The organism is Acetobacter pasteurianus subsp. pasteurianus LMG 1262 = NBRC 106471, from assembly GCF_000285275.1.
GTDB lineage: Bacteria > Pseudomonadota > Alphaproteobacteria > Acetobacterales > Acetobacteraceae > Acetobacter > Acetobacter pasteurianus.
The window spans coordinates 1-17771 of record NZ_CADO01000028.1; the positions used below are offsets into that span (position 1 = coordinate 1).

Consider the following 17771-nt stretch of genomic DNA (forward strand, 5'->3'; position numbering starts at 1 on the left):
AAACTACAACCCTCACGTGCCACTCTCAGGGCTTAACTGACGACACGCCGTAATTCTTGCTGTAATAAAAGAATTTATAAAAATATAGATATAAGTAAATTTTGAAAAATCTATAAATATCTCATTAAAAATCATAGTCGTCTAAATGTGATGGTCGCAGTCTCATTTTTAGATGCCGAAGAGGTCTATGCTGCTCAAACCAGAAAGCTGGCGGAACGTAACTTGCCAGCAGGGAGGTATGTATCATGAGCGATAATCCGCAAATTCGTTTTTGTCCCGTAGGCATTCAGGCCACAGGTGTTCGGCAGGAACGGGATTCAATGGGAACTATAGATGTTCCGGCAGATAAATACTGGGGGGCGCAAACCCAGCGTAGTCTGGTGCATTTTTCCATTGGCACAGAGCGTATGCCTTTGCCCCTTTACCATGCTTACGGCATTGTTAAAAAAGCCGCGGCCTTGGTAAACGCAGCGGAAGGGCGTATGCCGCAATGGAAAGCCGATCTGATAGCCACGGTTGCAGATGAAGTTACGGCAGGCAAGCTGGATGCACATTTTCCGCTGTTTGTCTGGCAGACAGGGTCTGGCACCCAAACAAATATGAATGTGAATGAGGTTATTGCAAACCGTGCCATCCAGCTTGTAGGCGGCAAAATTGGCTCCAAAACGCCTGTTCACCCCAATGATGATGTGAATATGGGCCAATCCAGCAACGATTCATTTCCAACGGCCATGCATGTTGTTACGTTGCTGGAAATTGAAAATCGACTTTTGCCCAGCGTAGAAAAGCTTATAGAAGCCTTGCGCCAGAAAGCTGAGCAATGGATGGACGTTGTTAAAATTGGCCGTACCCATTTGCAGGATGCCGTGCCTTTAACAGTAGGCCAAGAATGGTCTGGCTGGGTGCAGATGCTTGAAGATGCGCTTTGCGGCCTGCGTAAAGATCGTAAAGCTCTGTTTGAACTTGCCGCTGGCGGCACTGCTGTGGGCACGGGGCTGAATGCACCGGCAGGTTTTAGCAAGGCGATAGCCGCACGTATAGCAGAGCTTACAAAACAGCCTTTTGTTACAGCACCTAATAAATTTGCTGCGTTAAGTGGGTTGGATGCCATGGCCAGAACCTCTGCTGGTTTGCGTGGTTTGGCGGTGCCATTGTTAAAAATTGCCAATGATATGCGCTGGTTGGCCTCTGGCCCGCGCTGTGGGTTGGGTGAACTGCACCTGCCGGAAAATGAACCCGGATCTTCCATCATGCCCGGCAAGGTGAACCCAACCCAATGTGAAGCAATGGTGATGATTGCCACGCAGGTGCTGGGTAACGATAACACGATTGCTTTTGCCGCCAGTCAGGGCCAGTTGGATCTGAATGTTATGCGGCCAGTCATATTGGCTAACTGCCTTGCCAGTATCCGTATTCTGGCAGATGGCTGTCATAACTTCCGCATTTTTTCTGTGGAAGGCACACAACTGAATGAAAAGCGGCTCAAGCAGAATGTGGGCGGGTCCGTTATGCTTGTTACGGCATTAGCTCCCGTAATTGGCTATGATAAAGCCGCAGAAATTGCGCATATCGCCATGGAGCATGATCTCTCCCTCAAAGATGCAGCCTTGAAATCTGGCTACGTGGATGCCGCTACTTTTGATAAAGTGGTGAACCCACTTGATATGGTGGGGGAAGGCGTTGCAGGCGCCTGAATGCTCAGGGTTTACAGTGTGGGGAGAGGTCTTCTCTCCCCTTACTTTACGGTAAAATCAAAGACCACCACATTGGCCAGAAATGGCGCTGCAAACTTTTTGAATGCATCATGTGCAGGGTCAAAACATCCGCTCGTATGCACAATAGGGCGGCCTACGTAGTAATTACGATCACCTTCTGAACGGAAGGTAACAAGATATCCGTAATCCAGCCCCAGATCAGCATTTTCACCACTATTTTGCGGCCCAGCTTCCAAGCTGGCAACAACGGGTGCGCCGTTCGGGCGGCGTGAGTGTGTTGCCAGTTCCAGAAAGCGTCGTGTTACTTCCTGTCTTTCTGCTGTAGTTGCCGTGTGGCGGAACTGAAACATTACCATATGGCGCACAGTGCCTGGACGAAAATCTGGAGCAGTAAAGCGCTGTTCACCTATCTGCTTTACCAGCGCATGCGTGGCCTGTGCGGCGGTATCCTGCGGGATATCTTCCTTAGCATAAGCATACGTAAAGTAAATGCTGGGTCCAACACAAAGTAAACCAGCCATCAAGCTCAAGCGGATGAGAGGAGAGGGTGTTATGGTCATTTGTATTTCATAACACAGATTGCTGCTGCTTCACGCAATACTGCGGCTTGCTGCCCGACAAAATATGGAAGCTCGTCCGGCTTTTTGACAAGCAGGGCGTGTGTTGCGTAACAGGGCGGCCGTGAAGAAAGATTTTGTATCCGCCGTAGCCAGAAAGGGAGGCAGATAGCGTGACACAGCGTTTTACGCCGCCAGAGGTTAAAGGGTGGTGTCCGGGCTTGTTTGCCCCCATGCAGGCCAAAGATGGTTGGCTGGTGCGGGTAAGGCCAGCCTTTGGCCGGATAACTGCGGCGCAGGCCATTTTTCTGGCACAGATTGCAGAGCGTGAGGGCAATGGGCTGATCTGCCTTACCAATCGCGCTAGTCTGCAATTACGCGGGTTCTCTCACGCCAATGCTCTGCGTTTTCCCGAACTGGCTATTCTGGCTGGCTTGGGTATGGCCAATCCTGAACATGAAAAGCGTTTGGCATTATTGGTATCCCCTTTGGCGGGGTGTGATCCTTCCTGTGCCCCAGATACATTAGAATGCGCTACAGCTTTGCGTGCAGCTTTGTGTCATGCCAACAGTCTTTCTGCATTGCCGGATAAGTTCGGGTTTGCCGTAGATGGCGGAGGGCTGTTTACTGTTGGGCTGTTGAAGGCAGACATTACGCTACAGACCAATGGGCCGGGGTTATGGTCTGTTGTATGTGGCAACCAGAAAAGTAAGCCCGCATCTGTTCAGGTTGCTGTTGAATTGGCTGTAAAGCTGGGGCAGGCTTTTGTAGCTCTGCCAAAAGGCCAACGACCTGTGCGTTATCCGCAAACGGGTCAAATGCTTTTCCAAGCTATCAATCAGCTTGGTTGTCCGGCAGAAAATATGGGTATAGCGGCGCCAGACCCGGCTATGCTGGCGGGTAAAATAGGCCCTGCCTTATACGCACTCAATGCACCCTTGGGCATTTTAACATCTGCCATGCTGCGGAGTTGTGCCAATCACGCACGAAACGGAGATGACATTCTCCGGCTTACGCCGTGGCACAGTATTATTCTGCACGGCATGCCGTGCACGCCACATGTGGCGGATATGGTGGATACAGGCACCAATCCTATTTTGCGTGTTTCTGCCTGTATGGGAAATGCAGGGTGTGCGCAGGCAGAAGGTGCAACACAAGCTCTGGCAAAAAAACTGGCGCATAGTTTGGGGGCAGGGGAAAGCCTGCATGTTTCCGGGTGCAGTAAAGGCTGTGCGCACCCAGCAAAAGCAAGCTGGACAGTGGTTGCTGCCCAAAATGGCTACGGGCTTATCTGCAATGGCACGGCATCGGGGCCTGTCATGCGATTTTTTCCAGATGACAGAGCAGTCGAAGACTATTTTATAGGCACCAAGCCACAGGAAAGGATAATGAATGGCCGCGTATGAGTATATCAAGGATGGAGCAGCTATTTATGAACGCTCCTTCGCGACCATTCGGGCAGAAGCCGATCTTTCTGCCTTTACGCCGGAAGAAGCGCAGGTTGTTGTGCGCATTATTCACGCCTGCGGTATGGTGGAAATGGCGCAATCTGTCAGCATGACGGCAGATTTTGTTACTGCCGCACGTACAGCCCTAAAAAAAGGCTGCAATATTTTGTGTGATTCCGAAATGGTGGCACACGGGGTTACGCGGGCGCGTTTGCCTGCTGATAATGCAGTTGTTTGCACATTGCGCGATAGCCGCACACCCGAACTGGCCCGCCAGATTGGCAACACCCGTTCAGCCGCCGCGCTGGATCTGTGGGGAGAAAAACTGGCAGGTGCAGTGGTTGCTATTGGCAATGCACCTACCGCGTTATTCCACCTGCTGGAAATGCTGGATGCAGGGGCACCGTATCCGGCAGCTATCATTGGGCTGCCTGTAGGTTTTGTGGGTGCCATGGAATCTAAGGAAGCTCTTTCCCTTCGTAAGGATGTGCCGTGGCTTGTCGTGCGTGGCAGACCGGGAGGGAGTGCTATGGCTGCTGCTGCGGTGAATGCTCTGGCCTGTGAGCGTGAATAAATGACACGTGGCAGATTACAGGTTGTTGGTGTGGGGCCGGGTGATCCGGAACTCATGACCGTTCGGGCTGTCCGTCTGGTACAGGCGGCAAAGGTGGTGGCGTATTTCTGCCGTCATGACAGGCCGGGCCATGCGCGCACCATTGCACGTGCGCATATTGCCCCGGATGCTGAAGAATTGCGGTTGGAATATCCATTCACTACGGAAATTTCTGTTGCCAACCCTGCATATCATGGTGGCATGGGCCAGTTTTATGATGAATGCGCACACAAACTGGCCCAACGGTTAGATAAAGGGCAGGACGTTGTTCTGTTATGTGAGGGCGATCCCTTCCTTTACGGTTCGGCCATGTACCTTTTTGATCGGCTGAAAGCCGGTTTTGAAACCGAAGTTGTGCCCGGTATTATGGCCATGAACGGATGCTGGACACAGGCGCACCTGCCCATAACGCATGGTGATGACGTGTTGTGCGTTCTTCCCGCCACTTTGCCAGAAGAAAAGCTGACCAACTGGCTGGAACAGGCAGATGCCGCAGTTATCATGAAAACGGGCCGTAACATGCCGCAGGTCAGGCGGGCGCTGGAAAAAGCCGGTCGTCTGGAAGATGCCGTATATGTTGAACGTGGCACGCAGGAAAATACCCGTATGTGTGCCTTGCAGGAGCAAGAAGATAGCGTGCCTTATTTCTCGCTGGTTCTGCTGCCGGGTCGGAAAGGTGTAAGATGAAGGGTAGCGTTACCATTGTAGGGTTGGGGCCAGGTAACAGCCTTCAGCGCACCCCGCAGGCAGATCAGGCATTGGCTAAAGCAACGGATCTGGTCGGATATGGGCCGTATGTAAACCGGGTAGAGGCCCCTGCGCATGTTGTTCGCCATGCCTCAGACAACAGGGTGGAGCTGGACCGCGCACGTCATGCTCTGGAAATGGCAGAGCAGGGGCGGCATGTAGCTGTTGTTTCTGGCGGAGATGCCGGTGTGTTTGGCATGGCCAGCGCTGTATTTGAGGCATTGGAGCAAGGGCCAGACACATGGCGCGCGCTAGATATCAGTGTTGTTCCCGGCCTGAGTGCGGTTCTGGCTGCGGCTGCGCGGTTGGGGGCCCCCTTGGGTGGGGATTTCTGCGTGATGTCCCTTTCGGATAATCTCAAACCTTGGGATGTGGTGCTTGAACGTTTGCGCTTGGCAGCACAGGCGGGCTTTGTCATTGCGCTGTATAATCCACGCTCTCACGCTCGTCCGTGGCAGTTGGGTGAGGCATTGGAGCATTTGCGGAATGTTTTGCCCCCCACCATTCCCGTTGCTTTTGCACGCGCCATAGGGCGGCCTGATGAGGCAGTGCGACTTTCTACTCTACAGGAAGCCAATGCCGAATGGGCCGATATGAGCACGTTGGTGTTGATAGGCTGCAAAGCCAGCCGTTTGGTGGAGCGGCCCGATGGTGAACCGTGGTTTTATACTTTACGGCGGGTTGATGCTGCCTGATATGCCCGTAACCACGCCATGGCTTGTTGGGCAGATTCTACTGTAGGGATGTGAGAGCAAGCCGCTGGGCGATCAATCATCAGGACGGGAATACCTAACAGGCGTGTGGCCTCTAGCTTGGGATATGTTGCGCTGCCACCAGAGTTTTTGGAAACCAGCAGTGTGATGCCATGATCCTGCATCAGTCTGGCTTCATTCTGCACGTCAAAAGGACCGCGATCCAGCAGGATGGTTGTATGTGGAGGTAAGGAAACAGGGTCTGGTGCATCAATGGAGCGGATGAGGTAATGATGCTGTGGCGCAGTTTTAAACGGCGCCAACTCCTTACGGCCTGTTGTTAAAAAAATACGCTGCGGGGTTGTTCCCCACTTTGGTGAGTTGGCTAATAGAGTGGCAGCGTCAGTTAGAGTGGGCGCATGAAACCATGTATCGCCCGGCATTTCCTGCCAGCCCGATCGTTCCAGACGCAACAAAGGCGTTTGTGTAGCAGCACAGGCAGTGGCGGCGTGTTGGCTCATAGTGGCCGCAAAAGGGTGAGTGGCATCTATTACGGCGTTGATTCCATGTGTTTTCAGCCATGTGCTCAGTCCATCAGAGCCGCCAAACCCGCCAATTCGCACGGATAGCGTAGGTAAATGCGGTTGTTTGGTTACTCCGGCAAGGGAAAGCGTGGCACTGATAGACGGTTCCTTTTCCAGATCACGGCATAAGGCAGAGCCTTCAGTGGTGCCGCCAAGAACAAGAACGCGAAAATTATTGGAAGACGAAGGCATGAGCGCAAGCTTTACAGCATGAAAAACAAAGTGTTGTAAAAGCCAAGGCCGTTGCCGTGCAAGTGTGTGCCAAAAAAGGAATGGATGAATGACCGAGCAACCCCAGCATGAGCCACAAACGCCGTGGTTAACCCTGATTGGGATTGGGGAAGATGGTGTGGAAGGTCTTTCTGCTGTTGCACGTGCCATTCTTGCGCGGGCAGATTTCGTTGTGGGCGGTGTGCGCCATCTGGAGCTGGCAGCTCCATTGGTGCAGGGGAAAACACTTGCATGGCCCACACCCTTTGAACGCGGAATAGACGCCATTCTTGCCCGAAAGGGCTTGCCGACTGTGGTTCTGGCATCTGGTAATCCATTTTTCTTTGGCGTGGGGAGCACACTGGCGCATTCTATCCCTCCGCAGGAAATGCTGTGCTTGCCGGCGCCATCTTCTGTAGCCTTGGCATGTAGTCGGCTTAGATGGGCAGAGCAGGAATGCCGGGTAGTATCCTTATGTGGTCGGCCCATAGAGCAGCTTTACCCAGCATTGCAGCCATCTGGCCGGATTATTGTACTGTCTGCCGATGAAAATACGCCGCATGTTTTGGCTAACTGGCTTGTGAGTAAAGGATTGGGGGAGACGCGCTGCCATGTTCTGGAACGGTTAGGTGGCCCACATGAAGCCATGCACAGTTTTTATGCCAGTGAAGGTGCGCCGGATAAGCTCCAGCGGCTTAACCTGATCGGGCTGGAGATAGATGCCCAAAGTGTGCCCTACACCTTGCCACTAACCAACGGGTTGCCAGATACGTGCTTCGAACATGATGGCCAGCTTACAAAGCGGGAAATTCGTGCTGTTACGCTGTCATCCCTAGCACCTCGAGCAGGCGAATTATTGTGGGATATTGGCGGAGGTGCTGGTTCTATCAGTATTGAATGGATGTTGGCATCTCCTGCCTGCCGCGCAGTTTGTATTGAAGCACAGCCAGAACGGGTTGCGCGCATTGCACGTAATGCGGCGGCTCTTGGTGTGCCGGGGCTAAATGTAAGGCAGGCCCGAGCGCCAGAAGGCATGGAAGATTTGCCAAAGCCCGATGCTATTTTTATTGGCGGAGGGGCAAGCCGCGCTGGTGTGTTGGAAACCGCATGGCAGGCTCTTAAACCCGGTGGGCGTATTGTGGTGAATGCTGTGGTGGCGGAAACAGAAGCACGCTTGCTGCGTGCCATGCAGGAATGGGGCGGAACGCTTACGCGTATCTCTGTATCCCGGTTAGAAAAAATAGGGTCTCTCCACGGTTTTCGTCCTGCCATGCCGGTAACACAGTGGGTCGCCCAAAAACCCGATGCCTCATGATATTTCTTGGCTTGGGCTGGAACAGTAGGGCGAGCTTAGCGCAGGCTCAGGCATGTATTGCACAGGCCTTGGCGCAACAGTCTGGCAAAAAACTGTCAGCTCTTGCCGTTCCGGCCTTTCGGCATACGGAAAACCTGCCATTACAGGTGGCAAAATGGCTGGGTGCCGGAATTATCTGGGTAGAGCTTGCCGCCATGCGGCAGGTTAGTGCGCAATGCCAGACGGTATCAGCCCGTAGCATGCAACATACCGGAGTAGCTTCTGTATCTGAGGCTTGTGCATTGGTTGCGGCTGGCCCACAGGGCAAACTTATTGTACCGCGTTGCAGCATGAATGGTGTGACATGCGCCGTGGCAGAAGGAGACATTTGAATGACCGTGCATTTTATTGGGGCAGGCCCCGGAGCGGCTGATCTACTCACCATACGTGGGAGAGACATTTTGGCATCCTGCCCGGTCTGTTTATATGCGGGGTCTATTGTGCCGCCGGAAATGCTGCAGTTTTGCCCGCCAGATGCGCGCAAGGTTGATACAGCCCCCATGACATTAGACGAGATTGAAGCCGAATACGTAAAGGCTCATCAGCAGGGGCAGGATGTGGCGCGCCTGCATTCGGGTGATCTTTCTGTGTACAGCGCTGTGGCTGAGCAGATCCGCCGCTTGGAAAAACACGGTATTCCGTGGAGCATGACACCGGGGGTGCCTGCATTTGCGGCAGCGGCTTCCATACTGGGGCAGGAACTTACCATTCCGGGTGTTGCACAAAGTGTGGTGCTTACGCGCGTAAATGGGCGTGCTTCTGCCATGCCAGAAAAAGAAACACTGGCCGCTTTTGGCGCTACAGGGGCTACACTTGCTATTCATCTGGCAGTGCATGCGTTGAATAGAATTGTAGAGGAACTGACCCCATTTTATGGGGCTGATTGCCCGGTTGCTATTGTGGCACGGGCAACATGGCCAGATCAGCTTGTACTGCGCGGAACGCTTGCCAATATTGCGGATAAGCTGAAAGAAAACCCCATTGAGCGCACAGCTCTTGTGATTGTAGGTCGTGTATTGGGAGATAAGGATTTTAGAGAAAGCGCTTTGTATAATCCTGATTATCGGCGGCGTTTTCGTGGGCAGGACTAAGCTTTCAGGCTTGCCCAACCAGATTGCCTGCACGGTCAAACACCAGCACATCAGCTTGTATGGGGGCTGGCTGTAGAACCTCCTTAACGGTTTGTAAGGCGGAGCGGGCAATCAGATCCCCTAACGGAAAACCCTGTTGGCTTGCGTGCAAAAAGGCTTCCGCCACTGTGGGGCTACGCGCAATTGTGTCGGCTAGATCGGGTTTTCCATTATGTGCCAGAACAAGCTCTGCTAGCTGGCACATATCTGCCGGGCCCCGTTTGGAATGCAGGTCCATAAAACCTTGGCCGAGTTTGGTCATTTTGGCGATGCCGCCAGATATTGTAATGCGCGGAACGGGATGCTTGCGAAGGTATTTTAACAGGCCACCAGCAAAGTCCCCCATTTCAATAAGCGCGCTGTCTGGCAGGTTATAAAATTTCTGCACGCCCTTTTCGGAAACATTACCGGTGCTTCCTGCCAAGTGGGTAAGGCCTTCTGCACGCGCAACATCTACGCCCCGATGGATGCTCTCAATCCATGCGGAGCATGAAAAAGGCACTACAATTCCGGTTGTGCCCAGAATGGACAGACCGCCCAGAATGCCTAGCCGACTGTTTAATGTGCGCTCAGCCAGTTTTTCTCCATTTTCAATGCTGATACTCACCTCTGCATCTGGGCAGGTGTCTGCGTTCGCTTCGGTTAAAGCTGCACGGATCATGGCGCGTGGGGTAGGGTTTATGGCGGGCTCCCCCACGGCTATGGGTAAGCCGGGGCGGGTGACTGTGCCTACGCCGGGCCCCGCCTGAAACACAATTCCGCAACCAGTAGGCAAGGTTTTTACCGTTGCCCGAATAAGGGCTCCGTGCGTGATGTCCGGGTCATCCCCAGCATCTTTAATAACTTCCGCAAAAGGTGCATCTGGCGTGCCACCGGTAAGGGCAATGGCAAATCCAACCTGTTGGCCAGCGGGAAGGGTAATGTTTACGCATGCTGGAGCTGAATGGCCGTTTAGCATCAGCCATGCAGCCTTTGCTGCGGCTGTTGCGCAGCTACCTGTTGTCCAGCCTCGCCGGAGGGGGGAAGTGTTGGGTGCCATGTGGCATGATGTAATTCATCTGCGTGTTGCAGAACATAAAAAAAAGCCCCATCCACTTCTGGATGGGGCCTTTGCCAGCTTTGCATATAAAGCAGAGCGTCTTCAGGATTGTTTGCTGAGGGACAGTTCTTCAGCAATATCACCACGGGCAGCAGCTGCACGCTTCTGTTTTTCCCGTTCGGAGATCTTTTTCAGATAGCGGCGTGCTTCGGGTGAAATGGTCAGGCACATGGTCATCAGGGCAGAGGCAACATACAGACCAGAGAAGATCCAGATAATACCTTCAACACCGCGCCATGATTCAAACCACGTTACAATGGCCGGGCCAACCCATGTGCTGGCACCAGCGCCCAAACCAAGAGCGGAAAGAGCGGCGGCTTTTTCCTTCGGGCAAATCTGGGGCACCAAACCGGACAGCGGCACAAAAGCCGCCAGGGATGCGCCATACAAAGCACCCACAATAGCGGCAATCATGAAGTTGCCGGGGAACATCTGCGGCACATAATAGAAGGCAGGTACCATAATGGCTGCGCCAATGCCGCCACCAAAAGCCACAACTTCACGATGACCGAATTTGTCTGCGGAAATGCCGGAAAACAGATTTACCAGAATATTGGACAGGAACACGATGGACAGCAGCTGCAGCCACTGAGAAAGCGTGAAGCCAATAACCTTGGTAAAGAAGGTTGGCATGATCACCAAGAACGCATACTCGGATGATGTGTTGATGGTGCGTACCACCATTGCCACAAACGTTTTGGGTTCGCGCCACAGAATACTGATGGAACTGAAGAAGATTTCCTTGGCCGGAGTGCCAGGTGCAGCCAGACGCTGAGAGCCTGTGGGTTCACGCGTAAGCAGCAGAGCCAGCAGGCCGCCAAAGACAACCATACCCAGAGAAGACCAGAAAGTGGCCATTTCCCCAATAACGGGAATGGCAAAGCTGGCGAACAGAGAGCCCAGGGTAGGCAGACCACCAGAAAAGGCAAACCAGAACCAACCCGCAGCAGAACCAAGCTGGCGAGGTGGTGTGGCAGCGGCAATCCATACCAGGAAGCCGTAAGTGAACAGCGGATACCCTAAGCCACGCAGGGAATATGCCAGCAGCATGATGGGGTAGCTGTTAACGGCAACACCGCAGGCCAGAAAGATAACTTCAAAAACGGTCCAGATAGCCAAGCCGATCCACATGACGCGCTTTGGGCCCCATAGATCAGACAGTGGGCCAGAAAGCCAGGCGGAGATGGAAACTGTAACGCCGTAAATGGTAAACAAAAGTGCGGTGTTGCCGGCAGATGTACCATGCCCTTCCAGATAGGGGGCAAGGTAGCCGGCTTCTACACCATCACCAATCATGAAAAACAGAAGCCCCACAAAACCCCAGAACAGAGGTGCGGGAATTCCAAGACGATCTGCAAACGATGCAGGCGGAGGCGACAGAGGGTCTGTCTGTTTCAAGGGGAGATACTCCTCTTTACACAGGCAACCGTCATTTTGACGGGATATTCCACCGAAGTGCGGAATATGCTGGCTGACTGCAATTCTCCGGGTGATGCCAAATGGCCGTTCACTCCGGAATCTTGTGGAAAAATACGGTTCGGGAGAAGTCCGCGCCTGAATGGTGAAAGCCAATAGGGGCTTCTAACCATAAAAGCCTCAGGACATGTGTCTGAGGGAAAAAAGAGCGCAGCGGGTCTGCGGCACTATGCGATAGCTGGATGTATCTGCTTGCCAGATGGGGAAAAGAAAAAATCTGAGAGTAAACAGATTATGGTTTTATATTATTGCAATAATATAAAACGAGCACCCATCTAAAGACCACAAGAAAACGAAACCATTTGATAATGTGGAAGAATTACAATTCTAAAGGAAAGGCCTCTCCTTATGCCAGTTGTCATAACATTGCCTTGATAATATTTTCTGATAAAATTTTCAACGGAAAAGTTTTACAATATATTACTTTTCGGAAATTATAATATGTGAAAATAAATATATAATTTTACACTAAAAACAAAATTACTTTTTTAAAATCAGGGTTTATAAAACAATTACTAATGTATTATTTCATGTCTTTATTTATATACAAACTTTTCCTGTGTTTCTGATTATGAATTCTCGACAAACGCAACACAGGAAAAGTTTTTTATAATCAGACGGCTACAGCATCCAGCAAAGGAATGCCCGATCGCTGGGAAAGTGCCTGCCTATAGTGCTCTACCGCAGTAGGGTAGGTGAGCCCCTTGATGATGGAGAAACTATGCAGGTGCGCAAACAGATGGATATCATCATAAGAAAGCTGACCCTGAAGCGCAGATGGTTCTGGCAGAAGAGGGGCTAAGTCTTTCAATAATGCATTTAAAGGAAGAAGGGCCTCTGTTCCTTCATTAAAAATCTCGCAAAATGGGCCGGTTGAAGCCTCTTTTTTGCGGATAAAGTATGCGCGCCCGGATGTGGTGGAAAATTCTGGAAAAGGTGCTGCTGCTGCGCGGGGCAGGAACTGCCTATACAGCAAAGAGCTTGAACGGCTGATCCAATCAGAAATTTCTGGCCGAGCGGGGACTGTAAGAAGAGGCGTTCCTTCGCGGTCTATATGCGCAATAATATCCAGACTTTCCCCCATATAATGCCCGTTTTCTTCCAGAATAGGCAGCATTTTCTGGCCGATCATGCCAATGGGCGTTGCTTCATCATCATTTTGAAGAACAACAAGCTCAACAGGAATGTTTTTGAGGCCAAAAATCATTCTGGCTTTGATGCAGAACGGGCAATGATCATAAACATAAAGTTTACGCATAAGAGACAACTTTCTGATACAGAGTGTAAGACTGAATATCCTGTAAAAACAGGGTATTTGCTTTATTGTTTACGCGCCAAGCATAAACATGGTTTGAATAATTTTATAGTAGAAAGAGGCCAAAATGGATGCACAATTCTGGAATATGAAGTGGCAGAAAAACCAAATTGGCTTTCATCTTGCCGCTGTTAATCCGCTTTTAGTCAAATATTTCCCTATTCTGGGGCTTAAAGAGGGCGCACGTGTTTTTGTGCCATTATGTGGTAAAACTCTGGATATTCACTGGCTTCTGCAGCGCGGGCTAAACGTGGTTGGGGTGGAGCTTAGCCAGATTGCGGTAGAACAGCTTTTTTCCGAAATTGGTCTAACGCCGCAAATATCTGATGTGGCACTCAATATGCAGTGTTTTAAGGCAAAAAACCTCAACATATTTGTGGGTGATATTTTTACACTCTCTCGTGCGCTGCTGGGGCATGTGCAGGCTATTTATGATCGGGCTGCTCTGGTCGCTTTGCCGCCTGCCATGCGTGCAACTTACGCAGAGCATCTGATGGATATTTCAGACAAAGCGGAGCAACTTCTTGTGACTCTCGAATATGATCAATCTTGTATAGCGGGGCCGCCGTTTAGCGTAACCCGGCAGGATATTCACCGGTATTACGGAGCAGGATATGCTATAAACTGTTTGGAAAGTACTGCGGTAACTGGCGGTTTAAAAGGCGGTGTGCCCGCTACGGAGAATGTATGGGTTTTGAAACCTGAATAGATTGTATCAGGCATTTACCAAAAAATAGGCAGGTAATCATTCATGTTGTTAAGTAAAAGATACGGTTAAGAAATAATTTTGCTTGTTTTACGGCTTTGACCTCTTGCGTCTTCTTCCCTATATGAGCCTTTTTTTTGACAAGTTTCATGCTCCAGAGGGAGAAGAATGACAGATGGCAGCGGTTGCTTCACCCACTAATACCAAACGGCGCACCTACGCTATCCTGATTGCCCTTGTGCTAGGCATTTTATGCGGGCTTGCGGTGCATGATCTGTTTCCGGCCTATATTTCGGCTGCGCATCAGGTGGCAGCCCTGTTAACGGGGCTTTTCCTGCGGCTTATCCGCATGATTATTGCACCGTTGGTATTTGCAACATTGGTAAGCGGCATTGGCAAGCTGGGGGATGATACCTTGGTGGTGCGCGTGGGTGGGCGCGTTTTGCTGTGGTTTATCTCCATGTCCTTTATCTCGCTGCTTATTGGCTTGTTCGCCGCCAATATTCTGCAGCCTGGTTATGGATTTTCAGCGCCTTTGCCGTCTGATATTTCATCCCTGAAGCACCCCTTTAAACCCGTTGAATTTCTGCTGCACGTTGTGCCAACCAGCGTCATGGATGCCATGGCGCGTAATGATATCCTGCAGATTGTGGTGTTCTCGGTTCTGTTTGGTGTGGCCTTGCCCGCAGCAGGCAAGGCTGGTGAGACCATGCTGAAATGGACGGAAGAGCTCGCCCACATCATGCTGCGTATGACGGACATGGTTATGGTGTTGGCACCTCTGGCCGTGTTTGGTTCCATTATGGGCACCGTGGCGCAAAGCGGCGCGGGCATGTTGCTGCATTTTGGCCGGTTTCTGGCGGAATTTTACGGCACCATTTTTGTGCAGTGGGGCGTTCTTACCCTTATTGCTTTTCTGGTTCTGGGGCGCAGCATTAAAAGGCTGGTGGGTGAACTGGTGCAGCCGGTGCTGCTGGGTTTTGCTACAGCAAGTAGTGAATCTGTTTATCCATTGCTGTTGGAAAAGCTGGAGAATTTTGGCGTGCCCACCCGGATCAGTGGCTTTGTGCTGCCATTGGGGTACAGCTTTAATATGGATGGTTCCATTCTGTTCCAGTCTTTTGGGGCCATTTTTATTGCACAGGCTTACGGCATCCATATGCCGTGGTCTCAGCAGTTTCTGATGCTGTTGGTTATGATGCTCAGCAGTAAGGGTATAGCTGGCGTGCCGCGTGCCTCGCTTGTTACACTTGTGGCTGTTCTGCCTCAGTTTGGCCTGCCAGAGGCGGGTATCGCGCTCATTCTGGGTATTGATCATTTTCTGGATATGATGCGCACAGCAACCAACGTGCTGGGCAACGGCTATGCCGCTGCAATTTCGGCTAAATGGGAAGGTGCGCTTTCTGATGGCCCAACAGAGGATACTCTGTAAGCTTTATTTAAGTAGGTCAGGTGCTCTGTTACCCGTGCTAAATGCCAGAAAGCGGCACATGCAGGGCACCTATTCTTTTTTCCATACCACAGAGCAGAAATAGGGGGCGTATAATGCCCCCATGAAAACACAACCTTCTGCCAGCAACCCTGCCGATATGATTTGCGTCCGCGGGGCACGTGAACACAATCTGAAAAATGTTTCTGTTTCTGTGCCGCGTGACAAATTTGTTGTGATGACTGGCGTTTCAGGGTCAGGTAAATCCTCACTGGCATTTGGTACAATTTATGCAGAAGCCCAGCGTCGGTATCTGGAATCTGTTTCTCCTTATGCGCGTCGGCTGTTTAATCAGATGCCGGTACCGGTTGTGGATGCCATAGAAGGCCTACCTCCAGCCGTTGCCCTGCAGCAGCAGCGTGGAGGCAGCAGTAGCAGGTCTTCTGTCGGAAGCCTCACAACACTCTCAAACCTCTTGCGCATGCTGTATTCGCGGGCAGGCACATATCCTGCCGGCATGAGCCGCTTAGAGGCTGAAGATTTCTCGTCCAATACGCCAATGGGGGCGTGCCCACGTTGCCATGGGCTTGGGCGTATTTACGATGTAACGGAAAAAACATTGGTGCCGGATGATACGCTTAGTATCAGGCAACGGGCTGTTGCCGCATGGCCAACGGCATGGCAGGGGCAGAACTTACGGGATATTCTGATCACGCGTGGCGTGAATGTAGATATCCAGTGGAAAGACCTTCCCAAGGCAACGCGGGACTGGATCCTTTATACAAAGGAAACACCAACAGAGCCCGTTTATCCCGGCCGCACGCATGAACAGGTGCTAGAAGCCATAAAGCATGGTGTTCCAGCTGATTATAACGGTACATTCACTGGTGCGCGTCAGTATGTGTTGAACACCTTTGCCAAATCGCAAAGCGCTAAAATGCGTGCTCGGGCTGCATCGTTCATGGTCAGTAGCGTGTGCCCAGAGTGTCATGGTCAAAAGCTCAAGGCTGAAGCCCTGCAGGTAATGTTTGCAGGGCGCAATATTGCTGAGCTTTCAGCACTTCCACTCAAGAACATTACAGCCATTTTGCAGGAGCAAAGTCAGCAACTGAAAAAACAGACAGATGCCACAGGTTTGGCGGCTTACGGCATTGTGGAAGCATTGATAGAGCGGCTACAAACACTATTGGAATTGGGGTTAGGCTATCTTCAGCTAAGCCGTGGCGTGCAAACACTTTCTCCCGGTGAATATCAGCGTCTGCGGTTGGGAACCCAAATTCGTTCCAATTTGTTTGGTGTGCTGTATGTGCTGGATGAACCAAGCTCTGGCTTGCATCCATGTGATACGCAAGCCTTGCTTAAAGCGCTGCACGGATTGTTAGATGCAGGCAATTCACTCTTGGTGGTGGAACATAACTGTCAGGTTATCCGTCATGCAGAATGGCTGGTGGATGTTGGGCCAGATGCTGGCGAAAAGGGTGGCGAAATCCTATATAGTGGCCCGTTAGATGGGCTGAAGTCAGTTTCTCGCTCCCGCACACGACCTTATATTTTTGATGAGATCAAGTACGGGCAGGCGGTGCCTCTCAAGCCTAAAGAGTGGCTTTGCCTGAAAAACATTAACTGGAACAATCTACGCAACGTTACGCTTGATCTGCCCTTAGGTGTCATGACGGTCGTGACCGGCATTTCCGGATCCGGTAAATCCAGCTTAACAGGTCAGGCATTGGTCAGTATCGTTTCCAAGGCGCTTGGGCAGAAAGAGCCTGTTGAGCAGCCTGATGCAGACGATAACGATATTCCAGAAGTTGCGGAAAGCGCTGAACCAGAAGGGCAGGTGGTCAGCGGATTACAAAATATCCGCCGCCTTGTAGTCGTGGATCAAAAGCCTATAGGCCGCACACCTCGGTCTAATTTGGCCACTTATACGGGGCTGTTTGACCAAATCAGGCAAGCTTTTGCTGCTGTGCCGCAGGCCAAGAAGCAGAAAATGGATGCCGGCTGGTTTTCCTTCAATGTCGCAAAAGGGCGCTGCCCTCGTTGCGAGGGCGTGGGCTCTATTGAAGTAGAATTACTTTTCCTTCCTAGTGTGTATGCCCCATGCCCGGAATGTCATGGGGCACGCTATAAACCGGAAGTGCTGGCTATCATGCTTAATGGCCGCAATATCGCTGATGTGTTGAATATGAGCGTTGATGAAGCTCATGAGTTTTTTGCGGATAGCCCGAACATTGCGCATGGGTTTGATACCTTGCGGCAGGGTGGATTGGGTTACTTACGTTTGGGCCAACCCGCCACAACGCTCTCTGGTGGAGAGGCGCAGCGTATCAAGCTGGCAACGGAACTTCAGAAAAAGCGGGCAGGGCATATCTTATATGTTCTGGATGAGCCCACAACCGGCCTGCATCCCGCAGATGTAGATCGGCTAACACGTCAATTGCGGCAGCTTGTTGCGCAAGGGCATACGGTTGTGTTGGCTGAACACGATATGCGTCTTGCAGCACAGAGTGACTGGATGCTGGATATGGGCCCGGGGGCAGGGGATGAAGGCGGCCAGATTGTTGCCAGTGGCATACCCGCAGATATTGCCAAAAATCCAGCAAGCCGCACGGGGCCTTTTCTGCGTGAATATCTATAAAAACCGGGAACATGAATTTTTTCTGATTTTAGGTGTTGACGGTGTGTGTGGGTGGGGT

The 17771-nt window shown here is 51.5% G+C and carries 16 protein-coding genes; 11 read left to right on the forward strand and 5 right to left on the reverse strand.

The genetic code is table 11. The features are described 5' to 3' along the window. Positions 1-245: 245 nt before the first annotated feature. Positions 246-1694: a class II fumarate hydratase gene (gene fumC, locus APA10_RS07020; protein WP_003630812.1), complete on the forward strand. Its 1449-nt coding sequence runs from the start codon at positions 246-248 to the stop codon at positions 1692-1694. Between the two features lie 41 nt (positions 1695-1735). Here fumC and APA10_RS07025 read toward each other — a convergent pair whose 3' ends face one another. Next, complete coding sequence (locus APA10_RS07025) at positions 1736-2275, reverse strand: Dabb family protein (RefSeq protein ID WP_035366411.1); 540 nt, start codon at positions 2273-2275, stop codon at positions 1736-1738. A gap of 170 nt (positions 2276-2445) precedes the next feature. Between APA10_RS07025 and cobG the strand changes: the two genes are divergently transcribed. From cobG to cobJ, 4 genes are read left to right on the forward strand one after another with little or no spacing between them, the layout of a single operon-like run. After that, positions 2446-3678 (forward strand): precorrin-3B synthase, encoded by a 1233-nt coding sequence (gene cobG / locus APA10_RS07030; protein WP_003630815.1) that lies wholly within the window; start codon positions 2446-2448, stop codon positions 3676-3678. Then, complete coding sequence (locus APA10_RS07035; RefSeq protein ID WP_003630816.1) at positions 3665-4294, forward strand: precorrin-8X methylmutase; 630 nt, start codon at positions 3665-3667, stop codon at positions 4292-4294. The genes cobG and APA10_RS07035 overlap by 14 nt, the downstream gene beginning before the upstream one ends. After that, the gene (locus APA10_RS07040) at positions 4295-5020 is read left to right on the forward strand and encodes a precorrin-2 C(20)-methyltransferase (RefSeq protein ID WP_003630818.1); all 726 of its coding nucleotides are present in this window, start codon (positions 4295-4297) and stop codon (positions 5018-5020) included. It abuts the gene before it with no gap. Continuing rightward, on the forward strand, positions 5017-5775 hold the full coding sequence (gene cobJ / locus APA10_RS07045) for a precorrin-3B C(17)-methyltransferase (protein WP_003630820.1): 759 nt from the start codon (positions 5017-5019) through the stop codon (positions 5773-5775). The genes APA10_RS07040 and cobJ overlap by 4 nt, the downstream gene beginning before the upstream one ends. Here cobJ and APA10_RS07050 read toward each other — a convergent pair. Then, positions 5745-6548 (reverse strand): cobalt-precorrin-6A reductase, encoded by an 804-nt coding sequence (locus APA10_RS07050; protein WP_003630821.1) that lies wholly within the window; start codon positions 6546-6548, stop codon positions 5745-5747. The genes cobJ and APA10_RS07050 overlap by 31 nt on opposite strands. An 88-nt stretch (positions 6549-6636) precedes the next feature. On the opposite strand from APA10_RS07050, the gene APA10_RS07055 reads away from it, so the two are divergent. The 3 genes from APA10_RS07055 to cobM are packed head-to-tail and all read left to right on the forward strand — an operon-like array spanning position 6637 to position 9011. Continuing rightward, a complete protein-coding gene (locus APA10_RS07055) occupies positions 6637-7881 on the forward strand; it encodes a bifunctional cobalt-precorrin-7 (C(5))-methyltransferase/cobalt-precorrin-6B (C(15))-methyltransferase (RefSeq protein WP_003630822.1) in 1245 nt (414 codons plus the stop codon). Then, entirely contained in the window at positions 7878-8252 is a 375-nt protein-coding gene (locus APA10_RS07060; protein WP_003630823.1) for a cobalamin biosynthesis protein, read from the forward strand. The genes APA10_RS07055 and APA10_RS07060 overlap by 4 nt, the downstream gene beginning before the upstream one ends. Beyond that, entirely contained in the window at positions 8253-9011 is a 759-nt protein-coding gene (cobM, locus tag APA10_RS07065) for a precorrin-4 C(11)-methyltransferase (RefSeq protein WP_003630824.1), read from the forward strand. Between the two features lie 4 nt (positions 9012-9015). Here cobM and APA10_RS07070 read toward each other — a convergent pair whose 3' ends face one another. From APA10_RS07070 to grxB, 3 genes are all read right to left on the reverse strand, one after another. Continuing rightward, the gene (locus tag APA10_RS07070) at positions 9016-10089 is read right to left on the reverse strand and encodes a cobalt-precorrin-5B (C(1))-methyltransferase (protein WP_003630825.1); all 1074 of its coding nucleotides are present in this window, start codon (positions 10087-10089) and stop codon (positions 9016-9018) included. 102 nt (positions 10090-10191) lie between these two features. Continuing rightward, positions 10192-11547: an MFS transporter gene (locus tag APA10_RS07075; protein ID WP_003630826.1), complete on the reverse strand. Its 1356-nt coding sequence runs from the start codon at positions 11545-11547 to the stop codon at positions 10192-10194. A gap of 691 nt (positions 11548-12238) precedes the next feature. After that, positions 12239-12883 (reverse strand): glutaredoxin 2, encoded by a 645-nt coding sequence (gene grxB / locus APA10_RS07080; protein ID WP_003630827.1) that lies wholly within the window; start codon positions 12881-12883, stop codon positions 12239-12241. Positions 12884-13007: 124 nt separating this feature from the next. Between grxB and tmpT the strand changes: the two genes are divergently transcribed. From tmpT to APA10_RS07095, 3 genes are all read left to right on the forward strand, one after another. Next, positions 13008-13649 (forward strand): thiopurine S-methyltransferase, encoded by a 642-nt coding sequence (gene tmpT / locus APA10_RS07085; protein ID WP_003630829.1) that lies wholly within the window; start codon positions 13008-13010, stop codon positions 13647-13649. Between the two features lie 172 nt (positions 13650-13821). Beyond that, positions 13822-15078, forward strand: coding sequence for a dicarboxylate/amino acid:cation symporter (locus tag APA10_RS07090; RefSeq protein WP_035367394.1), 1257 nt, complete (start codon positions 13822-13824; stop codon positions 15076-15078). Positions 15079-15199: 121 nt separating this feature from the next. After that, complete coding sequence (locus APA10_RS07095; protein WP_035367397.1) at positions 15200-17713, forward strand: excinuclease ABC subunit UvrA; 2514 nt, start codon at positions 15200-15202, stop codon at positions 17711-17713. The last annotated feature ends 58 nt before the right edge of the window (positions 17714-17771 follow it).

Excerpts from the sequence above, each read along its gene's own strand:
- APA10_RS07040 (WP_003630818.1), top strand. The coding sequence starts at position 4,295 with ATGACACGTGGCAGATTACAGGTTGTTGGTGTGGGGCCGGGTGATCCG.
- cobJ (WP_003630820.1), top strand. The coding sequence starts at position 5,017 with ATGAAGGGTAGCGTTACCATTGTAGGGTTGGGGCCAGGTAACAGCCTT.
- tmpT (WP_003630829.1), top strand. The coding sequence starts at position 13,008 with ATGGATGCACAATTCTGGAATATGAAGTGGCAGAAAAACCAAATTGGC.
- APA10_RS07060 (WP_003630823.1), top strand. The coding sequence starts at position 7,878 with ATGATATTTCTTGGCTTGGGCTGGAACAGTAGGGCGAGCTTAGCGCAG.
- APA10_RS07025 (WP_035366411.1), bottom strand. The coding sequence starts at position 2,275 with ATGACCATAACACCCTCTCCTCTCATCCGCTTGAGCTTGATGGCTGGT.
- fumC (WP_003630812.1), top strand. The coding sequence starts at position 246 with ATGAGCGATAATCCGCAAATTCGTTTTTGTCCCGTAGGCATTCAGGCC.
- APA10_RS07035 (WP_003630816.1), top strand. The coding sequence starts at position 3,665 with ATGGCCGCGTATGAGTATATCAAGGATGGAGCAGCTATTTATGAACGC.
- cobM (WP_003630824.1), top strand. The coding sequence starts at position 8,253 with ATGACCGTGCATTTTATTGGGGCAGGCCCCGGAGCGGCTGATCTACTC.
- APA10_RS07070 (WP_003630825.1), bottom strand. The coding sequence starts at position 10,089 with ATGGCACCCAACACTTCCCCCCTCCGGCGAGGCTGGACAACAGGTAGC.
- APA10_RS07090 (WP_035367394.1), top strand. The coding sequence starts at position 13,822 with ATGGCAGCGGTTGCTTCACCCACTAATACCAAACGGCGCACCTACGCT.
- APA10_RS07050 (WP_003630821.1), bottom strand. The coding sequence starts at position 6,548 with ATGCCTTCGTCTTCCAATAATTTTCGCGTTCTTGTTCTTGGCGGCACC.
- APA10_RS07095 (WP_035367397.1), top strand. The coding sequence starts at position 15,200 with ATGAAAACACAACCTTCTGCCAGCAACCCTGCCGATATGATTTGCGTC.
- APA10_RS07055 (WP_003630822.1), top strand. The coding sequence starts at position 6,637 with ATGACCGAGCAACCCCAGCATGAGCCACAAACGCCGTGGTTAACCCTG.
- grxB (WP_003630827.1), bottom strand. The coding sequence starts at position 12,883 with ATGCGTAAACTTTATGTTTATGATCATTGCCCGTTCTGCATCAAAGCC.